The following is a 17,781-nucleotide window of genomic DNA, read 5'->3' as shown; positions in this document are numbered from 1 at the left end:
CCCCGGAGCGCTTCGCTCCGGGGCCGGTGTCGTTCGTGTGCTCCGTCAGGGGATGACCTTCACCTGCACCCGGTGCCGGGCGTAGCGCACGCCGGCGTCGAAGTAGCGGTGGAAGTGCCGGGTCAGGGCCAGGAGGTCGCGCGGCGCCATCTTGATGCAGCCGGCGGAGCGGTAGTCGTTGATCTTCGGCCACTCCCAGCGGCAGATCTGGTCGCCCTTCGTGTCCGCGCACTGCTGGTTGCCCGCGCCTGTCTCGGTGTGGATGAACAGGTCGCGCCGGACCGTGCCGTTGCGGCAGGCCTTGGCGCCGAGGAAGAACACGCGGCCGTGGATCAGGCTGCCGGCGTAGTCGTCGTGCTGGACGAAGGAGTAGCGGCCGTTGGGCAGCCAGCCCCGGTTGCGCACGCACTCGTGGGTGGTGTCGGGCCCGCCGAACCCCGAGCCGGCCCGCCACTCCCGGCGTTCGGTCATCTCCCAGGTGTCGTCGGGGTCCTGGCGGTAGGCCCGCCAGACGACCCGGCTGTCCCACGGGTGCTGCGCGTCCTTGTCGAAGGTGATCAGTGCGCGGACCGGGCGCCGGTCGGTCGCGCCGTCCCCGGCGTACGACGGCGGGCCGGTCGTGGTGCCCAGGAGCAGGAGGGGGAGCAGGAGCAGGACGAGCCGGCGCATGCTGCATTGAAACAGCACGCGCCGGCCCGGTCCGGGAGGTCGCGCCCGGCTACTTCTTCACGGTCAGCTTGAGGACGCGGGAGCGCGAGCCGGCCACGGCGGTCGTGCCGGCGTACACCGCACGCAGCTTGTGGAGGCCGGGCTTGAGCTTCGTCAGGCGCACCGAGGCCTTGCCGGCCGTGAGCCGGACGGTCTTGAGGACCTTGCTGCCGTCCATGATCTTCACCGCGCCCCCCGGCAAGGCCTGGCCGGGGACCTTGAGGGCGAGCTTCACCAGGGCCGCGCTGCCCTTGCGGATCGTGGACTTCGCGAGGCTCGCCGACAGCGTGGAGGCCAGCTTGGCGACGTGGATGTTGGCGGTGGTGAACGACCCGGGCTTGTAGGCCGGACGGGTCGCGGTCACCAGCACGGACAGGTCGCGGCCGGCGTCGGCGGGGGCGACCTGGTACTGCTGGCCCACGGCGCCCGGGATGGCCACGCCGTTGCGCTGCCACTGGAAGGCGTACGCCGGCTCCGCGCCGCCGTCGGTGCCGCCGGTCCAGTTGCCGGGGGCGGCGGTCAGCAACCGGCCGACCCTGCCGGCGCCGGACGCGGTCGGCTTGGTGACGTAGGTGATCGGGTCGCCGACGAGCGGGGTCACCGTGGCGCTGGTGATCGTGGCGTCGGTGAAGCCGTCCTTGTGGCCGGTCACCTTCACGGTGATGGCGTGCCCGAGGTCGAGGGCCGTCAGGTCGTACGTCGCGAGGGTGGCGCCGGCGATCGGTGCGTCGTCGCGCAGCCACTGGTACTTGTTGGTGGCGTCCGCGGGGTTCCAGGTCGGGCCCTGGAGCGCCAGCCTGGTGCCGATCTTCTTCGGGCCGGTCACGGTCACGTCGCCGGCGGGGGTGACTGCGGGGTTCGAGGTGAGCGGGATGCCGAGCGCCTGGCTGGTCTCGGTGACCATCGGAAGCCCGGCGACAGCGCCGGTGAGCTGCACCTGCAGCTGGTGGCCGGCGTCGTCGAGCGTGGGCACGTAGAACGGGTCGTCGGCGCCGGGGATGGGGGCGCCGTCGCGCAGCCACTGGTAGGTCGTGGTGACGCCCGGAAGGCTCCACACCGGCTCGGCCAGGACGATCAGCTGGCCGACCTCGGCCGTGGCGGGCAGGCCCAGGCCGCTCACCAGCGTGAGCACGTCGGTGCCCGGATCCGTGCCGCCACCGCCCCCGCCGCCCCCGCCGCCGGGGTCGGCCGGGACCGGGATCGCGTTGCTGAAGGTGTCCACAGGCAGCTGGCCGAACAGCGTGCCGGTGACCCTGGCCATCACCACGGAGCCGGCGTCGGAGACGACCGGGACGTAGGAGCCACCGGTCGCGCCCGGGATCGGCGCGCCGTCGCTGAGCCACTGGACCGCATTGGTCACGCCCGGGAGGTTCCAGGTCGGCATGGTCAGGTCCAGCGGCGAGCCGACGGCGCCGGTGCCAGCGATGACGGGCGCCGTCACCTGGGCCAGCGGGTCGAGCAGCCCGCGCGCGGCCGGTGGGTGGGCCGGGCCCGGCCGGGCCTCGGCGGCCCCGGCGAACCCGAGCGCCGGAACTGCGAAGGTGGCGGCCACGAGTGCCGATGTCAGTGTCGATCCGATGGCGCGGCGCAGCTTCATGCGGTGCTTCCTCCCGTTGCCCGTGCAGCCCCCGTGCCGCGCGGATTGGTGTGGTGCTGCCCGCGAATCTAGGAAGCGGATCGGACGATCTGGCTCGCTTTGGCCATGAGATGGCCCGTTCGGGCTACCCCACCATGGCCGAGAGGGGGGTCACGTCCCCTTGACCCCGACGGCGACCGGGCGTGCCGGAGACCCGTGGTCGGCCCTACGGTGGTCCGTTGTGACGACGAGCGATCTTCCCCAGCGGCTCCGCAACGCCCTCGCCCTCGCGGGCTTCACCTACGACGCCGTCGCCGAGGTGCTCGGGCCCGTCGGCCACGCGGCCCTCGGGCGCAACGAGACCACGCCCGGTCTCCGGCAGACCGCGGGCGGCTCGCCCCTCGACACCCTGATCCGGCTCTTCCTCCTCCAGACCCCGGTCGACCTGGCCGCCGCGGAGGCGGCCCTCCCCGGCCTGCTGGACCGGCTCTCCGCCGAGGGCTTCATCGAGCAGACGGTCGGCGAGGTGGCCGCGCGGCTGGACGTGCGCCCCTACGCGACCGGCGACCGCGACTTCTGGGTCGTCAGCGACCTGACCCCGGGCCTCGACGGCAGCCACAGCCGGGTCGGCCCCGAGCACGTGCTCGGCATCAGCTCCGCGTCCACGTCGCTGGCGCAGCTGACCCTGCGCGAGCCGGTCGCGACCGCGCTCGACCTCGGCACGGGCTGCGGCGTCCAGGCCCTGCACCTGGCCGGCCACGCGGCCCGGGTCGTGGCCACTGACGTCAACGAGCGGGCGCTGCGCCTGACCCGCTTCAACGCCGCGCTCAACGACCTGGCCGCCGCGATCGACGTACGCGACGGGTCGTTCTTCGAGCCCGTCGCGGACGAGCGCTTCGACCTGATCGCGACCAACCCGCCGTTCGTCATCTCGCCGGCGACCGGGGAGCGGCTCGTCTACCGCGACTCCGGCCTCCCCGGGGACCGCGTCGTCGAGGACATCGTCCGGGCCGCGCCGCGGCACCTCAACGAGGGCGGCGTCTGCCAGGTGCTGGCCAACTGGGTGATCGCACAGGGCCAGCCGTGGGACGAGCGGCTCGCGCCGTGGGTCGCCGACGACTGCGACGCCCTGGTGGTGCAGCGGGAGGTCATCGACCCCGCGTCGTACGTCGAGCTGTGGCTCAAGGACGCCGGGCTGCACGGGGCCGCGGACTACCTCGTCCGCTACGACACCTGGCTGTCGTGGTTCGAGGAGCAGGGCATCGAGGGGATCGGCTTCGGCTGGATCAACCTCCGGCGCCGGGTCTCGACAGGCTCGACCACCGGAGCAGGCTCGACCACCCGGGACTTCCTGTCGTGGCCCTACGAGGTGCAGCAGCCGGTCGCGCCCGCGATCCGCGAGTGGTTCGCGGCCGTCGACGTGCCCGTCGACCTCGACTCCCGGCTCGTCGTACGCCCCGACGTGCAGCAGGAGACGATCGGCCAGCCCGGCGCGGAGGACCCAGAGACGGTCGTCCTGCGCCAGCAGCTCGGCCTGCGCCGGGCCCGGAAGGCCGACACCGTGGAGGCGGCGCTGGTGGGTGCCTGCGACGGCGAGCTGACCGTCGGCCAGATCCTCGACGCGCTCGCCCAGCTGCTGGACCTGGACGTCGCCGAGACCCGCACGACGTACCTTCCAGTCGTGAGGGAGCTGCTCGTCGAGGGCTTCCTCGAGGCGCCAGGCGACAGCTAGGGGTGGACCGACGCGCTACCGTGTTCGGCCGTGAGCCCCATCGCGGGGCGCGGCAACGGATCTGAACCGCATCTGAAGGCAGGAAACAGCAGCCAGTGGCACACAAGTTGGTGATCGTCGAGTCCCCGGCGAAGGCCCGCACCATCGGCGGGTACCTCGGCCAGGGCTATGTCGTCGAGTCCTCCATCGGCCACATCCGCGACCTCCCGAACAACGCCGCGGACACGCCGGCGAAGATCAAGGACAAGCCGTGGGGCCGCCTCGCGGTCGACGTCGAGAACGGCTTCGAGCCCTACTACGTCGTGCCGCGCGACAAGAAGTCGCACATCGCCAAGCTCAAGTCGCTGCTCAAGGACGCCGACGAGCTCTTCCTCGCCACCGATGAGGACCGCGAGGGGGAGGCGATCGCCTGGCACCTCCTCGACGAGCTGAAGCCGAAGAACATCCCCGTGAAGCGGATGGTCTTCCACGAGATCACCAAGGCCGCGATCCTCGCCGCCGCCGACAACCCCCGCGAGCTCGACATGGACCTCGTCGAGGCCCAGGAGGCGCGCCGCATCCTGGACCGCCTCTACGGCTACGAGGTCTCCCCGGTGCTGTGGAAGAAGGTCATGTCCGGCCTGTCCGCGGGCCGCGTGCAGTCCGTCGCGACCCGGCTGGTCGTCGACAAGGAACGCGACCGGATGAAGTTCCGGATGGCCTCCTACTGGGACCTCGAGGGCACCTTCGACGCCGGCAGCAAGCACGAGCAGCGGATGTTCCCCGCCAAGCTGCACTCCGTCGACGGCTCCCGCGTCGCCCGCGGCTCCGACTTCGGCCAGGACGGGCTCCTCAAGGACTCGGCCGACGGCAAGGTCGTCCACCTCGACCGGGCCCGGGCGGAAGCCCTGGCGGCCGCGCTCGAGGACGCGACGTACGACGTCCGCTCGGTGGAGTCCAAGCCCTACCGGCGATCGCCGTACGCGCCGTTCCGCACGACCACGCTGCAGCAGGAGGCCTCGCGCAAGCTGGGCTTCAGCGCCTCCTCGACGATGTCGGTGGCGCAGCGGCTGTACGAGAACGGCTTCATCACCTACATGCGTACCGACTCCACGACGTTGTCGGACTCCGCCGTCGGTGCGGCGCGGTCGCAGGTGCGCGAGCTCTACGGCGCGGAGTACCTCCCGGACAGCCCGCGGACCTACGCCTCCAAGGTCAAGAACGCCCAGGAGGCGCACGAGGCGATCCGGCCCGCCGGCGAGTCGTTCCGCACGCCCGCGCAGACCGGGCTCACCGGTGACCAGTTCCGGCTCTACGAGCTGATCTGGATGCGCACGGTGGCCTCGCAGATGAAGGACGCCGTCGGCCAGTCGGTCACGATCCGCCTCGGCGGCGGGGCTGCCACGGGCGAGGACGTCGTGTTCTCCGCGTCCGGTCGTGTGATCACCTTCCACGGCTTCCTCAAGGCGTACGTCGAGGGCACCGACGAGGACGCCCAGAAGGACGACGCCGAGACCCGGCTGCCCGCGCTGGTCGAGGGCGACGCCGTCACGGCCGCCTCCGTCAGCGCCTCCGGCCACGAGACCAAGCCGCCCGCCCGATACACCGAGGCCACGCTGATCAAGGAGCTCGAGGAGCGCGAGATCGGCCGCCCGTCGACGTACGCCTCGATCATCGGCACCATCCTCAACCGCGGCTACGTCTACAAGAAGGGCACGGCGCTGGTGCCGGCCTGGCTGGCGTTCTCGGTGATCCGGCTGCTGGAGGAGCACTTCACGCGCCAGGTCTCCTACGAGTTCACCGCCGAGATGGAGGACGTGCTCGACGAGATCGCGGCGGGCCGCAAGGACCGCAACACCGAGCTCGGCGAGTTCTACTACGGCTCCGAGCGGCTCAAGGGCCTGCACGCGCTGGTCACCGAGCTCGGCGACATCGACGCCCGCGAGCTGGCGACCTTCCCGATCGGCGACCCCGAGGCCGGCATCAACCTGCGGGTGGGTCGCTACGGCCCCTACCTCGAGGGTCCCGACGACGAGGGCAACCCGATCGGCAAGCGGGCCAACGTGCCCGACGACCTCCCGCCGGACGAGCTCACCATGGCCAAGGCCAAGGAGCTCTTCGAGAACCCCGCCGGCGAGGAGATCGAGCTCGGCGTCCACCCCGAGAGCGGTCTGGAGGTCGTGGCGAAGAACGGCCGCTTCGGCCCCTACGTCACCGAGATCCTGCCCGAGGACGCCCCCAAGAACGCCAAGCCGCGCACCGGCTCGCTGTTCAAGTCGATGTCGCTGGACACGGTCTCGCTCGAGGACGCCGTCAAGCTGCTGTCGCTGCCGCGCGTGGTCGGCGTCGGCGAGGACGGCGAGGAGATCACCGCCCAGAACGGCCGCTACGGGCCCTACCTGAAGAAGGGCACCGACTCCCGGTCGCTGACCTCCGAGGACCAGCTGCTCACCATCACCCTGGACGAGGCGCTGCGGATCTACGCCCAGCCCAAGCAGCGTGGCCGGGCCGCGGCCGCCCCGCCGCTCAAGGAGCTCGGCAACGACCCGGTCTCCGGGCAGCCGGTCGTGGTGAAGGCGGGCCGCTTCGGCGAGTACGTCACCGACGGCGAGTACAACGCCACGCTCCGCAAGGACGACTCCGTCGAGGAGATCACCATCGAGCGGGCGGCCGAGCTGCTCGCCGAGCGGCGCGCGAAGGGTCCGGCCAAGAAGACGGCCAAGAAGGGCGCGAAGAAGGCACCCGCCAAGAAGTCGGCGGCCAAGAAGACGGCCACCAAGAAGTCGGCGGCCAAGAAGACCGCCGCCAAGAAGACCGCCGTGAAGAAGTCCTGACCTCGGCCCGCTCGGCGGGCTGGTTGCGGCCGTAACCGTTCAATTGCTGGGAAAGTGACCTGTTCTCGCCCGGAGACGGTGCCTTTCCCAGCAATTGAACGATCGCGCGCAACCCCGGACCCCGCCACACCCCGGCGAGGGACGGGCTGTGGGTGCCCGCCTCTAGGCTGTGCGGCGTGACGGACTACCCGGGCAGCTACGCCTCCACCGGCGTCTTCGTGTGCTTCGAGGGCGGCGAGGGATCCGGCAAGTCCACCCAGTCCCGGCGGCTCCGCGAGTCGCTGGAGGCCGAGGGCTTCGACGTCGTGCTGACGTTCGAGCCCGGGGACACGCCGGTCGGCAAGGAGATGCGCCGGATCGTCCTGAGCCCCGAGACCGGCGCGCTGTCCGACCGCACCGAGGTCCTGCTGTACGCCGCGGACAAGGCCGAGCACGTCGACACCGTCGTCCAGCCGGCGCTCGACCGTGGCGCGGTCGTGGTCACCGACCGCTACGTCGACTCCACGCTCGCCTACCAGGGCGCCGGGCGCACCCTGCCCGTCAGCGAGGTCGAGTCCGTGGCCCGGTGGGCCACCCGCGACCTGCGGCCGCACCTGACGGTCGTGCTCGACCTGCAGCCCGAGCAGGGGTTGGCGCGCTTCGAGGAGCGCGACCGGATCGAGGGAGAGTCGCTGGAGTTCCATGTGCGGGTGCGCGAGGCGTTCTTGGCCATGGCCGCAGCCGACCCCGACCACTACCTCGTCCTCGACGCGCGCGCCGCCGTCGACGACATCGCGGCCGCGGTCCTCGACCGGGTCCGCCCGCTGCTGGGACAGGCGAGCCGGCGATGACCGTCTGGGACGGCCTGGTCGGCCAGCACCGCGCCGCCGAGGCGCTGCGCACCGCCGCCGAGGGGCACGGGATGACCCACTCGTGGCTGTTCACCGGCCCGCCCGGGTCGGGCCGGTCCAACGCCGCGATCGCCTTCGCAGCAGCCCTGGAGTGCGAGCAGGCCGGCTGCGGCACCTGCCACGCGTGCCACACGGTGCTCTCCGGGTCGCACGCCGACGTGTCGGTGATCCGCACCGAGAAGCTCTCGATCGGCGTCGACGAGGTCCGCGACCTGGTCCGCCGCGCCGCGCTCGCCCCGGTCGGGCGCCGCTGGCAGGTCCTCATCGTCGAGGACGCCGACCGGCTCACCGACCAGGCCTGCAACGCCCTGCTCAAGGCCATCGAGGAGCCCACCGACCGCACCGTCTGGATGCTCTGCGCGCCCACCGTCGAGGACGTCCTGCCCACGATCCGCTCGCGCTGCCGACTGGTCACGCTCACCACGCCGACCGCCGAGGACGTCGCAGCCTTCCTGCGCCGCACCGACGGCGTCGGCGAGGCGCTGGCGTCGTACGCCGCCCGCGCCAGCCAGGGACACATCGGCCGCGCCCGGGCGCTCGCCCGGGACGAGGCGACCCGCAACCGCCGCCGTGAGGTCGTCGGGATCCCGGCGCGGCTCACCACGCTGGGCGCCTGCATGACCGCCGCGGCCAACCTCGCCGACGTGACGAAGGAGGAGGCCGACGCGATCACCAGCGACCTCGACGCGCGGGAGAAGGTCGACCTCGACTCCGCCTACGGCGTGGTCGAGCGCGGCCGTCGCCCCCGGGAGTACTCCCCGGCCCTCGCCGCCCTCGAGCGCGGCCAGAAGACCCGCGCCAAGCGCCGCCACCTCGACGTCGTCGACCGGAGCCTCATGGACCTCGTGTCGGTCTACCGCGACGCGATCGCCGTGGCGACCGGGGCACCCGGGGCCCTGGTCAACGAGGAGATCCGCGGCGACGTCGCGCAGCTGGCCCGCACCGCCACGCCCGAGCTCAACCTGCGGAGGATCTCGTGGATCTTCGAGGCACGGGAGCAGATGCTGGAGTTCAATGTCCCCGTGGCCCTCGCGCTCGAGTCGATGATGGTGGCGCTCAAGGCGCCCGACGGGAGTGCGCGGTGAGGTCGACGGCCGTCAAGGTCGTCGCGATCCTGGTCGTGGTCGGGCTCCTGGTCACCGGCGGCGCCATCGCCGCCCTCGTCGCGTTCCGGTCCGACCCGTCCTCCTCGTCGACCAGCTCCGGGCCCGCACCCACCACGACGCCGCAGCCCGACGCCACCCAGCCGCCCGCCGCCGACCTCGCCGCCTACTACCACCAGAAGCTCGACTGGTCGCCGTGCCGTGACAGCTTCGAGTGCGCGACGCTGACCGTCCCGCTCGACTACGCCCGCCCCGGCGGCACCGTCATCCAGCTGTCCCTCCTCAAGGTCCCCGCCGCCGACCCCGGCGCCCGCGTCGGCTCGCTCGTGGTCAACCCGGGAGGGCCGGGTGCCCCCGGCACGTCCTACGCCGCCTCGGCCAAGGACGTCTTCCGCCAGCCGCTGCTCGACCACTTCGACATCGTCGGCTTCGACCCGCGCGGCACCGGCGACTCCGACCCGGTCGACTGCCTCAGCGACGCGCAGCTGGACACCTACATCGCCTCCGACCCCGACCCGGACACGGCGGCGGAGAAGCGCGCCTACATGCGCTACGTCGACGAGCAGGGCGCCGGCTGCGTCGCCCGCTCCGGCAAGCTCGCCTCGCACGTCTCGACGATCGAGGCGGCGCGCGACATGGACGTGCTGCGCGCGGCCCTCGGCGAGTCGCGGCTGACCTACCTCGGCGCGTCCTACGGCACCAAGCTGGGAGCGACGTACGCCGACCTCTTCCCGCAGAAGGTCGGGCGGCTCGTCCTCGACGGCGCCGTCGACCTGTCGATCGGTCCGCGCGAGCTGGCCCTCGAGCAGGCGGCCGGCTTCCAGACCGCGCTCGAGGCCTACGTCCAGAACTGCGTCGACTCCACCGACGGCTGCTTCCTCGGCAGCACGGTCGACGAGGGGCTGGCGAGGATCAAGGCGTTCCTCGACCAGGTCGACCAGCAGCCGCTGCAGACCAGCACCGACCGCGAGCTCGCCGTCGGCAACGCCTTCCTCGGGATCGTCGCGCCGCTCTACAACCGCGACTACTGGTACATCCTCAGCCAGGCGCTGCGCTCGGGCTTCTCCGGCGACGGCAGCACGCTGCTGCTGCTCTCGGACCTCTACACCTCGCGCAACCAGTCGGGGGGCTACGACGACAACTCGATGGAGGCGCTCTATGCCATCAGCTGCCTCGACGAGCCCTACGCGATCCCGGAGTCGCAGGTCGCGGCCAACCTGCCGGCCTTCGAGAAGGCCTCGCCGACCTTCGGCGACGTCTTCGCGTGGAGCCTGACCAACTGCGGTGGGGTGAAGGCACGCACGACGGAGAAGCCGCGCACGGTCCGGGCGGCGGGGGCCGCACCGATCGTGGTGATCGGCACGACCCGCGACCCGGCCACCCCCATGCAGTGGGCGGTCCACCTCGCCGCGCAGCTGGAGTCCGGGGTGCTGATCCGCCGCGACGGCGACGGGCACACCGGCTACAACTCCGGCAACGACTGCGTCGACGAGGCCGTCGAGTCCTACCTCATCGACGGCACGGTGCCGCAGGACGGGCTGTCCTGCTGATCCGCCCCGGCATCGTCAGCGCGGGTGGATCGGCTCGGCGATGGCCTGGATCCGGGTGGTGGCGAGCTCGATCATCAGCCGGGCGGCGGGGGACAGGGTCGCGCCCTGGCGGTGCACGATCGCGAGCGTGTCGAACTGCCGGGGACGCAGCGAGACCCAGCCTGCCGCCGGGGCGAGCCGGGGGAGCAGTTGCTCGGCGGCGCCGCGCGGGATGACCGAGTCGGCCAGCCCCATGCCGACCAGCTCGACGGCGGTCTCGACGTCCTCGACCTCGATCCGGGTCTGCGGGTTGCGGCCGGTCTCGTGCAGCATCTGGCGCAGCACGATGCGGGTCGAGTCGTCCGCGCGCCACGTCGTCTCGGGCATCACCAGGGAGGCCTGCGAGAGCCGGTGGGCGGTGACCGGCGAGGTCAGCTTCTCGGGGTCCGCGCTGATGTAGACGAGCTCGTCGCGGGCCACGGGGGTGACCTGCATGCCCTCGCTCACGGTCGGTACGGCGATCATCGCGGCCTCGATCCGGCCGCGGCGCAGGTCCTCCTGCACGTCGGTGGAGTTCTGGCCGATCAGCTCGACGCGGACGCCGGGGTGGCGGGCCAGCACGTCGGCCACGAGTCCGGCTCCGGCGTACAGGCGGGCGGTGCCGAACATCCCGAAGCGGATCGTCCCGGTCTCCAGCGAGACCACGCTCTCGGCCGCGCGGCGAGCCTCCTCGGCCGCGGCGATGGTGGCCTCGGCGTGCGGGCGCAGGGATTCGCCGACCGCGGTCGGGACGACGCCGCGGCCGACGCGGTGGAAGAGGGGCGCGCCGAGCGACTTCTCGAGCGTGCGGATCTGCTCGGAGACCGAGGGCTGGGCATAGCCGAGCTCCTCGGCGGCGGCGGTGAGGGAGCCCTGCTCGTAGGTCGCCAGGAAGCAGCGGAGCTGGTGCAGCGAAAGCATAGGAATCTCCTTCGGGTTCTATCGGAAAGAGAGGCTACCCCTATGACTTGAAAGGTCGGATCATTGTGGGTGCACCCGTCTGCCGTCCTCGAGAGGGAGGTCCTCATGTTCGACCACCACTGCACGTCCTGCGACAAGCGCGAGCTGATCTTCCCGAGCCAGGTCACCTCCATGACCAACACCGACCACGGCATCGTCGTCGCCTTCACCTGCTGGTGCGGTGCGGACCAGACGATGACCACCGGTCGCGCCGCCGCGCAGGCCCGTGAGGTCACGCTGGCGGCGTGAGCCTCCTCTGAACCAGTCGTTCGGCACGCGTCCAGCAGTGCCGATCCACCGGGGACGTGCGCCGGTTTCACAACCGGATGGAGACGCACCTATACTTCCCCGGGTTGCCCGGACCCATGGTCCACGGATCGTCCCGGGCAGCGCGCCGCCTTAGCTCAGTCGGTAGAGCATCTCACTCGTAATGAGAAGGTCGTCAGTTCGATTCTGACAGGCGGCTCGGACACGGAACCGCCCCTCACCTGCGCGCAGCAGGAGAGGGGCGGTTCGTCGTCCAGGGGGATCACCGGGGTCGGCGTAGGCTGGGGACAACCACCTGTCGAGGGCGAGCTCGCTGAGCTCCCAAGGGCAGACGAAGGGTGGACGTCATGACGACGTCACCGACCGTCCCGGCGCCGCACACCGCGTTGCGCCTCCAACTCCAGGACCACTCCGGCTCGAGTCCCATCGACGGGGCGTGGTGGCCGCACTCGCGTGACCTGCACGTCGAGGTCGCCGACCTGGTCGACCACTTCCCGATCCTCAGCGGCCGGATCGACCGGCTCCTGTTCTCCCGGCCGGACTGGGACCTCGGCCCCGCGGGGAGCCCCGTGCCACGCAAGGTCCCGACCGCTCGCGGCCCCATCAAGGTGGGCTCGTTCCCCAGTGACGACACGCACCTGATGGTCCTGAAGATGTCCTCGGGGCGGCGTCTGCGCCTGCTGGTCGTGCCGGACGACACCCCGCCCGATCGCGCCCGGGAGCTCATGACCCGCTCCGCGAACGAGCACGGCCACCGCGCCGCTGCCGATCTCCTCGGCATCGCACGCGGTCGCGAGGACCGGGGAAGCCAGGTCTGGGACGACGACGGCGGCGGCTACGGGCCGATGGCGCCGACCGACTGAGCCCGGTCCCGCTCGACGGCGATCACTCTGCGCCGACCGAGTCGTGCACCTCGAGGTGGCCGACGTGGCGGAGGCGGAGGGAGCCGGCGTACCCGTCGACGAGGCCGACCACGACGTCGACCTCGGCTCCCGGGAGCGTGCGGAGCGCGACCGACCAGGCGTTCCGGCCGTGGTCGTGCTGCTCGGCGCTGAGTGAGAGCGAGTCGGCGTCGAGCCCGAAGGCGGTCGCGGCGCCCCGGCGGGCCCGCAGGATGGCCGCGTCGCGGGGGATGGGGGCGGAGTCGGGCGAGCCGGTGGCGGCGAGGAGGCCGTGGAAGGCGCGGATGACCACGTCGGTGGCGACCTGCTCGATCGCGGCCGCGCCGGTCCCGGTGGTGACGAGGACGCCGATCTCCAGCACGCCGGGGCTCGCGCCCCAGCTCGTGTGCCAGCGGTGCTCGTGCAGCGAGTAGTGCCGGGGCGCGTCGGCGTCGAGGAAGAGGACCGGCTCGAGACCGGCGAGGAGGCCCTGTTCGTCGAGGAGGCGGCCGCCGTGTGGGTCGGTCTCGGGCACGGGCAGGTCGAGCAGGAACTGCAGGTCCGCCGGGCTCCCCGGCCGCGTCCGGTAGCCGACCTGGACCCGCACCAGGTCGACCGGGCTGAACCGGAGCAGCGGCGACGCGGACATCCGTGGGTGCCTCCCGAGCCGCGGCACCGGGTGCGCCAGGTGGCTCTCGTCCCATGGAAGCGGTCCCGGGGCCGGGTTCAATCCCCAACTGTGGGGACCGGCGGCCCGACCACGCCGTTCCCGCCCCGCGGAGCCGCGATCCTCCGTGTGGCGGTGCTCGGTGCTCGCCCGACGCCCGGGTCTGGGGAGGCTGCATGGAGGTGGCGACCGACGCGGTGCGCCTCGTCGACCACCATGCCCACGGCGCGCTGCGCGCCGCCCCCAAGCGCCGCTCCGCCTTCGAGGCGATGCTCGGCGGCAGCCCGCTCGACTCGCAGCTCGGCTTCTCGGTCCGGCGGTGGTGTGCTCCGGCCCTGGGACTCGACGAACACGCGACGGCCGAGGAGTACTGGTCCGCCCGCAGCACCTTGGGCGAGCCCGAGGTCAACCGCCGGCTGCTCGGGGCGGCCGCGGTGTCGACGTACCTCCTCGACACCGGGTACGACGTGGGCTCGGTGCTCGCGCCCGCGGAGCACGCCGCGGCGTCCGGCGCCGCGGTCCACGAGGTCGTGCGGCTGGAGAGCCTCGCGGCGTACCTCCTGCGTCGCACCGACGACCCGGTCGCGTTCGTCACGGCCTTCCCCGCCGCGCTGCACGCCGCGACCCGAGACGCGAAGGCGACCGTCGGCGCGCTGGCCCACCGGGCCGGCTTCGACCTCGACCCCGGGCGGCCGAGCGAGGATGCGGTGCGGCAGGCGGCGGACCGCATGCTTCAGGCCGGGGAGGAGCAGGTGACCGACCCGGTGCTCGAGCGGCACCTGCTGTGGTGCGCGATCGACCTCGGCCTGCCCGTGCAGGTGCAGTGCGGGCACGGCGACGCCGACCTGGACCTGCCGTACGCCAACCCGCTGCTGCTGAGCGGCTGGCTGCGGGCCACCGAGGCGAGCGGGGTGCCGGTCGTGCTGCTCCACGGCTACCCGTTCCACCGGGAGGCGGGCTACCTGGCCCGGGTCTTCGTCCACGTCCACGTCGACGTCGGGGCGGGGCTGGCCCAGGTCGGCAGCCAGGCCCGTCAGGTGGTGGCCGAGTCGCTGGAGCTCGCGCCGTTCACCAAGCAGCTCTACTCCTCTGACGCCTGGGGGCCGGCCGAGCTGCACCTGCTCGGTGCCCTGCGCTGGCGGCGCGCGATGGCGCAGGTGCTCGGCGCCTGGGTCGGCGAGGACGAGTGGTCGGCCGACGACGCGCTGCGCGTCCTGCACCTCATCGGCCACGAGAACGCCGAGCGCCTCTACCGACTCTGAGGCTCACTCGTCTCCGCGGGCAGCCGCCGGCCGATCCCGCGCGCCGCGACCTGGAGGGCGGCGACCAGCCGCGGCCGGTCGTTCTTCAGCGAGGGCACGACCATGCCGAGGGCGGCCACGACGCGGGTGCCGCTGCGGATCGGGACGGCCACCGAGCAGGCGCCCGGGCTCATCTCCTCGACCGTCGTGGCGTGGTCGTCGCGCAGCACCCGCGCCAGCTGGCGCTGGAGGGTGCCCGGCTGGGTGATCGTGTACGCCGTGATGCGGGTCAGGTTGCCCAGGACCTCCTGCCGCACCTCCGGCGGGGCGTGCGCGAGCAGGACCTTGCCGACCGCCGTGGCGTGCAGGGGCAGCCGGGACCCGACCGTGCTGACGATTGGCACGGAGGTGTTGCCGCGCAGCCGGTCGAGGTAGAGCACCTCGAGCCCGTCGCGGACCGCGAGGTGCACCGTGGCCAGCGTGGCGCCGTACAGGTCGTGGAGATAGGGCGAGGCCAGCTCGCGCAGGCCGGTCTGCACGGGCGCGAGCAGGCCGAGGTCCCACAGCCGGCGGCCCACGACGTAGTGACCGTCCCGGGTCCGGGAGAGCGCGCCCCACCCGACCAGCTCGCCGACGAGCCGGTGCGCGGTCGGGAGCGGCAGGTCCGCCCGCGCGGCGAGCTCGGTGAGGGTGAGCCGCCGGTGCTCGTCGTCGAAGGCGCCGAGCAGGGCCAGGGAGCGGCTGGTGACGCTGGCGCCAGGCCGCGCGGTGTTGCCTGCCATGGGTGACAGTCTGCCGCGCACTTCCGCTCAGCGGAAGTGACTCGTGGTGACGACCGCCACCCGGGCCGCAGACTCTCCCCATGACCAGCCCCGTCCGCACCCGCACCACCGTCGGCATCGTCGGTGCGGGCCCCGCCGGCCTGATGCTGGCCCACCTGCTCGCGCTCGCCGGCATCGACTCGGTCGCCGTCGACCTGCGCAGCCGCCGCGAGATCGAGGAGACCCACCGCGCGGGCATCCTCGAGCAGGACAGCGTCCGGCTGCTCGTCGACACCGGCGTCTCCGACCGGGTGCTGCGCGACGGCTACGAGCACGAGGGCATCGAGCTGGCCTTCGGCGGCGCCGGGCACCGCATCGACTTCCGCGGACTGGTCGGGGCGAGCGCGCAGCTCTACCCCCAGACCGACGTCTTCATCGACCTCGCGGACGCGCGGGAGCGCGACGGGGGCGACGTACGGTTCGGCGTCACCGACGTCGCCGTCCACGACCTCACCTCACCGCAGCCGGGCCTCACGTTCACCGACGCGGACGGTGTGGCCCAGGAGGTGCGCTGCGACTACCTCGTCGGCGCCGACGGCTCGCGGAGCCTGTGCCGGCGGACGGTCCCCGAGGACAGCCGCCGCCAGTTCTTCCGGGAGTACCCCTTCGCGTGGTTCGGGATCCTCGTCGAGGCGCCGCCGAGCGCTCCCGAGCTGGTCTACAACCACTCCGAGCTCGGCTTCGCGCTGCTCAGCCAGCGCACCGACACCCTGCAGCGGATGTACTTCCAGTGCGATCCCGCCACCGACGTCGCCGACTGGTCCGACGACCGGATCTGGGAGGCGCTCGGTGCCCGCGTCGGCGCCAACGGCTACACGCTCCGGGAGGGGCCGATCACGTCGAAGTCCGTGCTGCCCTTCCGCAGCTTCGTCCAGGAGCCGATGCGGCACGGCAACCTGCTGCTCGCCGGCGACGCCGCGCACACCGTGCCGCCGACCGGCGCCAAGGGCCTCAACCTCGCGCTCGCCGACGTGCGGGTGCTGGCCGAGGAGCTCGAGCGGGCGATCCGCAAGGACGACGCCTCGACGCTGGACGACTACACGACCCGGGCCCTGGCCCGGGTCTGGAAGGCCCAGCACTTCTCCTACTGGATGACCACGATGCTGCACGCCCTGCCCGACGCCACCCCCTTCGACGTACGCCGCCAGCTCGGCGAGCTCGCTCTCGTCACCGGGTCCGAGGCGGGATCGACGTACCTCGCCGAGGCCTACACCGGCTGGCCCGCCACGACCGCCAGGAGCACCCGATGACCGAGACCCAGACAGCCATCAGCGACGAGATCGCCGCGATCGCCAAGGCCCACGAGGCCGCGGGGATCGAGGAGCCCCAGCCGCGCCTCGACTACCCGCCCTACCGCTCGAGCCTGCTGCGCCACCCCACCAAGGACCTGCACCACGCCGACCCCGAGGGGATCGAGCTGTGGGCGCCGGTCTTCGGCGAGCGCGACATCGACCCGCTCGAGGCCGACCTGACCATCCAGCACGGCGGCGAGCCGGTCGGCGAGCGGATGCTGGTCACCGGCCGGGTCGTCGACGGCGAGGGACGGCCGGTGCGCGGCCAGCTCGTCGAGATCTGGCAGGCCAACGCCGGCGGGCGCTACGTGCACAAGCGCGACCAGCACCCGGCCCCGCTGGACCCGAACTTCACCGGCGTCGGCCGCTGCCTCACCGACGCCGACGGCACCTACGCGTTCACCACGATCAAGCCGGGGCCCTACCCGTGGCGCAACCACCGCAACGCCTGGCGGCCGGCGCACATCCACTTCTCGCTGTTCGGCACGGAGTTCACCCAGCGGATGGTCACCCAGATGTACTTCCCGGGCGACCCGCTCTTCGCGCTCGACCCGATCTACCAGGCCATCGTCGACCCGGCCGCCCGCGCCCGGCTCGTCGCGACCTACGACCACGACCTGACGACGCCCGAGTGGGCGACCGGCTACCGCTGGGACATCGTGCTGACCGGCAGCCACCGCACGCTGATGGAGCCCGAGGGGGACCACGCATGAGCACGCTCGTCCCCACGCCGGGCCAGACGGTCGGCCCGTTCTTCCACTATGCGCTGCCCTACCCGGGCGACCGCGACCTGGTCCCGCCGGGCTCGCCCGGCTCGGTCCGCCTCCACGGCACGGTGTACGACGGCGCCGGCAACCCGGTCCCCGACGCGCTCGTCGAGATCTGGCAGCCCGATCCCGAGGGCCGGGTCGTGCAGGCGCAGGGCTCGATCCGCCGCGACGGCCACACGTTCACCGGCTTCGGCCGGTCCAGCAGCGACCGGCTCGGCGGCTACACGTTCACGACCCTGCCGCCCGGCCCGATGGCGCCGGGGAGGCCGGCGTACTTCGCGGTGACGGTGTTCGCCCGCGGGCTGCTCAACCGGCTCTTCACGCGCGCCTACCTGCCGCTGGCGGACGGTGCGAGCGACCCGGTCCTCGACGGGGTCGACCCCGACCGGCGGGCCACGCTCGTCTGCGCGGCCGACGAGCAGGGCTACCGGTTCGACGTGCGGCTGCAGGGCGAGGGCGAGACCGTCTTCCTCACCTATCCGGGACACTGAG

At 72.5% G+C, this 17,781-nt stretch carries 16 protein-coding genes and 1 tRNA gene; 12 read left to right on the top strand and 5 right to left on the bottom strand.

The annotated features are described in order from the left end of the window. Positions 1 to 45 precede the first annotated feature (45 nt). The gene (locus FB382_RS17940; RefSeq protein WP_182541046.1) at positions 46 to 669 is read right to left on the bottom strand and encodes a hypothetical protein; all 624 of its coding nucleotides are present in this window, start codon (positions 667 to 669) and stop codon (positions 46 to 48) included. Between the two features lie 49 nt (positions 670 to 718). Next, positions 719 to 2,305 (bottom strand): Ig-like domain repeat protein, encoded by a 1,587-nt coding sequence (locus FB382_RS17935; protein ID WP_182541045.1) that lies wholly within the window; start codon positions 2,303 to 2,305, stop codon positions 719 to 721. 220 nt (positions 2,306 to 2,525) lie between these two features. On the opposite strand from FB382_RS17935, the gene FB382_RS17930 reads away from it, so the two are divergent. The 5 genes from FB382_RS17930 (at position 2,526) to FB382_RS17910 (ending at position 10,372) form a co-directional block, all read left to right on the top strand. Then, a complete protein-coding gene (locus FB382_RS17930; RefSeq protein WP_182541044.1) occupies positions 2,526 to 4,016 on the top strand; it encodes a DUF7059 domain-containing protein in 1,491 nt (496 codons plus the stop codon). Positions 4,017 to 4,111: 95 nt separating this feature from the next. Then, positions 4,112 to 6,829, top strand: a complete 2,718-nt coding sequence (gene topA / locus FB382_RS17925; RefSeq protein ID WP_182541043.1) for a type I DNA topoisomerase — start codon at positions 4,112 to 4,114, stop codon at positions 6,827 to 6,829. A 176-nt stretch (positions 6,830 to 7,005) separates the two neighbouring features. Next, positions 7,006 to 7,659: a dTMP kinase gene (gene tmk, locus FB382_RS17920; RefSeq protein WP_343055658.1), complete on the top strand. Its 654-nt coding sequence runs from the start codon at positions 7,006 to 7,008 to the stop codon at positions 7,657 to 7,659. Further along, positions 7,656 to 8,804, top strand: coding sequence for a DNA polymerase III subunit delta' (locus FB382_RS17915; protein ID WP_182541042.1), 1,149 nt, complete (start codon positions 7,656 to 7,658; stop codon positions 8,802 to 8,804). The genes tmk and FB382_RS17915 overlap by 4 nt, the downstream gene beginning before the upstream one ends. Next, positions 8,801 to 10,372 (top strand): alpha/beta fold hydrolase, encoded by a 1,572-nt coding sequence (locus tag FB382_RS17910; protein WP_182541041.1) that lies wholly within the window; start codon positions 8,801 to 8,803, stop codon positions 10,370 to 10,372. The genes FB382_RS17915 and FB382_RS17910 overlap by 4 nt, the downstream gene beginning before the upstream one ends. A gap of 15 nt (positions 10,373 to 10,387) precedes the next feature. Here FB382_RS17910 and FB382_RS17905 read toward each other — a convergent pair whose 3' ends face one another. Then, a complete protein-coding gene (locus FB382_RS17905) occupies positions 10,388 to 11,311 on the bottom strand; it encodes a LysR family transcriptional regulator (protein ID WP_182541040.1) in 924 nt (307 codons plus the stop codon). Positions 11,312 to 11,416: 105 nt separating this feature from the next. Between FB382_RS17905 and FB382_RS17900 the strand changes: the two genes are divergently transcribed. From FB382_RS17900 to FB382_RS17890, 3 genes are all read left to right on the top strand, one after another. Then, complete coding sequence (locus tag FB382_RS17900; protein ID WP_182541039.1) at positions 11,417 to 11,599, top strand: hypothetical protein; 183 nt, start codon at positions 11,417 to 11,419, stop codon at positions 11,597 to 11,599. Positions 11,600 to 11,743: 144 nt separating this feature from the next. Beyond that, a tRNA-Thr gene (locus FB382_RS17895) sits at positions 11,744 to 11,816 on the top strand. Positions 11,817 to 11,964: 148 nt separating this feature from the next. Next, positions 11,965 to 12,480, top strand: coding sequence for a DUF5994 family protein (locus tag FB382_RS17890; RefSeq protein ID WP_182541038.1), 516 nt, complete (start codon positions 11,965 to 11,967; stop codon positions 12,478 to 12,480). Between the two features lie 22 nt (positions 12,481 to 12,502). Here the strand turns inward: FB382_RS17890 and FB382_RS17885 are convergent, their stop codons facing one another. Further along, entirely contained in the window at positions 12,503 to 13,147 is a 645-nt protein-coding gene (locus FB382_RS17885) for a hypothetical protein (RefSeq protein ID WP_182541037.1), read from the bottom strand. Positions 13,148 to 13,341: 194 nt separating this feature from the next. On the opposite strand from FB382_RS17885, the gene FB382_RS17880 reads away from it, so the two are divergent. After that, positions 13,342 to 14,427 carry an amidohydrolase family protein gene (locus FB382_RS17880; protein ID WP_182541036.1) on the top strand — a complete coding sequence of 362 codons (1,086 nt, stop codon included), beginning with the start codon at positions 13,342 to 13,344 and terminating at the stop codon, positions 14,425 to 14,427. Here FB382_RS17880 and FB382_RS17875 read toward each other — a convergent pair. After that, entirely contained in the window at positions 14,415 to 15,188 is a 774-nt protein-coding gene (locus FB382_RS17875) for an IclR family transcriptional regulator (RefSeq protein ID WP_182541035.1), read from the bottom strand. The genes FB382_RS17880 and FB382_RS17875 overlap by 13 nt on opposite strands. Before the next feature lie 80 nt (positions 15,189 to 15,268). Here FB382_RS17875 and FB382_RS17870 point away from each other — a divergent pair, with 80 nt between their 5' ends. Genes FB382_RS17870 through pcaG form a run of 3 tightly spaced genes read left to right on the top strand, consistent with a single transcriptional unit; the run spans position 15,269 to position 17,780 of the window. Continuing rightward, positions 15,269 to 16,477 carry a 4-hydroxybenzoate 3-monooxygenase gene (locus tag FB382_RS17870; protein WP_182541034.1) on the top strand — a complete coding sequence of 403 codons (1,209 nt, stop codon included), beginning with the start codon at positions 15,269 to 15,271 and terminating at the stop codon, positions 16,475 to 16,477. Further along, complete coding sequence (gene pcaH / locus FB382_RS17865) at positions 16,474 to 17,232, top strand: protocatechuate 3,4-dioxygenase subunit beta (RefSeq protein ID WP_182541033.1); 759 nt, start codon at positions 16,474 to 16,476, stop codon at positions 17,230 to 17,232. The genes FB382_RS17870 and pcaH overlap by 4 nt, the downstream gene beginning before the upstream one ends. Then, a complete protein-coding gene (gene pcaG, locus FB382_RS17860) occupies positions 17,229 to 17,780 on the top strand; it encodes a protocatechuate 3,4-dioxygenase subunit alpha (protein WP_125036715.1) in 552 nt (183 codons plus the stop codon). The genes pcaH and pcaG overlap by 4 nt, the downstream gene beginning before the upstream one ends. The last annotated feature ends 1 nt before the right edge of the window (position 17,781 follow it).

The organism is Nocardioides ginsengisegetis (assembly GCF_014138045.1).
Taxonomy (GTDB): Bacteria; Actinomycetota; Actinomycetes; order Propionibacteriales; family Nocardioidaceae; genus Nocardioides; species Nocardioides ginsengisegetis.
This window is presented reverse-complemented; position numbering and strand designations above follow the sequence as displayed.

Bases quoted from the DNA above. Each gene is read 5' to 3' on its own strand.
- FB382_RS17905 (WP_182541040.1), bottom strand. From the start codon at position 11,311: ATGCTTTCGCTGCACCAGCTCCGCTGCTTCCTGGCGACCTACGAGCAG.
- FB382_RS17875 (WP_182541035.1), bottom strand. From the start codon at position 15,188: ATGGCAGGCAACACCGCGCGGCCTGGCGCCAGCGTCACCAGCCGCTCC.
- FB382_RS17880 (WP_182541036.1), top strand. From the start codon at position 13,342: ATGGAGGTGGCGACCGACGCGGTGCGCCTCGTCGACCACCATGCCCAC.
- FB382_RS17890 (WP_182541038.1), top strand. From the start codon at position 11,965: ATGACGACGTCACCGACCGTCCCGGCGCCGCACACCGCGTTGCGCCTC.
- pcaH (WP_182541033.1), top strand. From the start codon at position 16,474: ATGACCGAGACCCAGACAGCCATCAGCGACGAGATCGCCGCGATCGCC.
- pcaG (WP_125036715.1), top strand. From the start codon at position 17,229: ATGAGCACGCTCGTCCCCACGCCGGGCCAGACGGTCGGCCCGTTCTTC.
- FB382_RS17900 (WP_182541039.1), top strand. From the start codon at position 11,417: ATGTTCGACCACCACTGCACGTCCTGCGACAAGCGCGAGCTGATCTTC.
- FB382_RS17870 (WP_182541034.1), top strand. From the start codon at position 15,269: ATGACCAGCCCCGTCCGCACCCGCACCACCGTCGGCATCGTCGGTGCG.
- FB382_RS17940 (WP_182541046.1), bottom strand. From the start codon at position 669: ATGCGCCGGCTCGTCCTGCTCCTGCTCCCCCTCCTGCTCCTGGGCACC.
- FB382_RS17885 (WP_182541037.1), bottom strand. From the start codon at position 13,147: ATGTCCGCGTCGCCGCTGCTCCGGTTCAGCCCGGTCGACCTGGTGCGG.
- FB382_RS17915 (WP_182541042.1), top strand. From the start codon at position 7,656: ATGACCGTCTGGGACGGCCTGGTCGGCCAGCACCGCGCCGCCGAGGCG.
- FB382_RS17935 (WP_182541045.1), bottom strand. From the start codon at position 2,305: ATGAAGCTGCGCCGCGCCATCGGATCGACACTGACATCGGCACTCGTG.